Genomic DNA, 1,833 nt, shown 5'->3' with positions numbered 1-1,833 from the left:
ATCTAGGGGATTTACAAAAAGCGATCGATGAATTGGTAGTAGAACCCTTCGATCATACTTTTTTAAATAAGGATATTCCCTACTTTGCCGAAGTGGTTCCCACCGCGGAAAATATTGCCTTACATATCGCTCAACTATTAGGGGAACGGATCCGCCAATTAGGAGCCGAATTAGATAAAGTTAAACTGATTGAAAGTCCCAATAATTCTGCGGAAATCCACTGTCGTGGTTTGGTTCAAGCTCCCCGACAACTTCTAGAAAAAACCCTGACAGCCGTTTAATTGCCTGTTAGTTAAGGTGATTAGGGTGAGCATGGCTCACCCTGATGGATTTAATTAGGGCTTGCTGAATAAATCTAAAAACCTTGTTGGATAACGCTTTTAGACTTTTTTTGCCTCAAAAAGTGCCGACCTTTGGAGTGATTGGGGGGAAAATCCCTGGACTTTTTTCCTGAAAATTAGGTAATTGACCACATGAAAATGAGTAAAACCCCACACCCCACACCCCACACCCCACACCCTACCCCCAGGAAAAACTTTTTCACCAGACCCTAATTAAACCCTAGTTAAACACTTCTCGCCATCCTCGCTTTCCTTTGCTTTGGCGTAAGGGAGAGGCTAAATCGACAATTTTCTCGAGCAGTTTCGGGGCCAATTTTTGACACCAAAGAGCTAGATGACTTTGCCAACCGACGACAATTTCCGTTTTGTCCCTATTTAACCCGGTAATTAGGGTTTGGGCGACTTCTTCGGCGCTCATCGGTTTTAACCATCGAAATAACTGCAATTCTCGCACCATATCCGTATCGGTTAAAGAGGGTAAGAGGGTGACAACTTTGATGTTGTGTTCCCGTAATTCCGACCTGAGAGCTTGACTAAAACCCAAAATGGCAAATTTGGTGGCCGAGTAGGTAGCAAAGCTAGGAGCGGCAATTTTACCCATCATGCTGGAAACATTGACAATCGTTCCCTGTCCCCGAATTGCCATCCGGCGGGCAATTAAGCGAGTAACCGTGTACAGGGCCATCAGATTTAAAGATATTTCTGCTTGCACTTGCGAAAATTGCGAGCGTAGAAAGGGGGTTTGATGGGCAATACCGGCACAGTTAACGAGGATATCGATGCCGCGGCATTCTTGCCAAACGCGGATAATTGAAGGACTAACAAGGTCATTTTCGGTTAAATCTAGGGCTAAAGGTGTGGCAATGACCCCTAGGGACTCAATTTCTTTCGCTAGTTTTTCTAATCGCTCTTGATCTCTGGCAACAATCACAATTCTGCTTAAACCTTGTCGGGCCAATTCTAAGGCGATCGCTCGTCCAATACCCCGGGATGCCCCCGTGACTAGGGCAGTTTTTCCCTGTAATTTCATGATCAAACTCCTGTTTTAAGCAACAGTACAGAAATTTATTGGTTTTGCTTCTGAAATCTTTGATTTGTGCATCTATGCCCTACATAAGTAGTGAAGCAATCGGGGGATAGATGGATAGGTTAGGGTGCATGGGATTTTTCCTCCTTCAAAGCGCACTCTTGAACCCACGGTAACAGTTGTCTTTACAAACAGCAATCTTTTTTAACACTTTTCCGCAAAATCACTCGATCGGATGAACGCTCAGGGTGATCCTCGATCCGATGGAAGGGGAGTGGGGAGAAGGGAGATGGGAGATGGGAGAGGGGAGATGGGAGATGGGAGATGGGACTGGGGAGATGGGAGTGGGGGGCAGCAGGAAAAAAATTGTGGTTCCACCCTATTGTTCATCTCAATTTAGGTGTTCAATGTCGGTAATAATCGGTAGAATCACCGTGATCTTTGTGCCTTTTCCTTCCTCGCTTT

At 45.2% G+C, this 1,833-nt stretch carries 2 protein-coding genes; one reads left to right on the top strand and one right to left on the bottom strand.

What is annotated here, in order from left to right; translation table 11 throughout:
• On the top strand, window positions 1-281 hold a 281-nt coding region (locus tag PX481_RS16655; RefSeq protein ID WP_288095067.1), incomplete at its 5' end, for a 6-pyruvoyl trahydropterin synthase family protein.
• Window positions 282-561: 280 nt separating this feature from the next.
• On the opposite strand, the gene PX481_RS16650 is transcribed toward PX481_RS16655, so the two are convergent.
• On the bottom strand, window positions 562-1,371 hold the full coding sequence (locus PX481_RS16650) for an SDR family NAD(P)-dependent oxidoreductase (RefSeq protein ID WP_002758498.1): 810 nt from the start codon (window positions 1,369-1,371) through the stop codon (window positions 562-564).
• Window positions 1,372-1,833: the final 462 nt, after the last annotated feature.

The organism is Microcystis sp. M53603_WE2 (assembly GCF_030065435.1).
The sequence above is the reverse complement of the archived record's forward strand: the minus strand, read 5'-3'. Positions and strand labels throughout refer to the sequence as shown.